Origin of the sequence: Pseudovibrio flavus, assembly GCF_009711345.1 — a bacterium.
Classification (GTDB): domain Bacteria; phylum Pseudomonadota; class Alphaproteobacteria; order Rhizobiales; family Stappiaceae; genus Pseudovibrio; species Pseudovibrio flavus.
Genome location: NZ_SMMA01000046.1, coordinates 61,624 through 61,858, shown reverse-complemented (window position 1 = coordinate 61,858; position 235 = coordinate 61,624).

Sequence of the window (235 nt, the reverse complement as noted above, 5' to 3'; positions counted from 1 at the left end):
TCGCCGCCGGGTAGGCGGCTGAGAGATTTTACAACATGGAAAGTTTCGTTCTCATGTGGTTCGCCGCCGGGTAGGCGGTTGAGAGAAAGGACTTGCCCCGCCTTTGCGTATGAGCCATGTTCGCCGCCGGGTAGGCGGCTGAGAGACGCGTGAGTGTGTGGGATAGAAGGTTGCCTCCGTTCGCCGCCGGGTAGGCGGCTGAGAGATCTACGGAAACCAGCGTAACTGTTGCCGG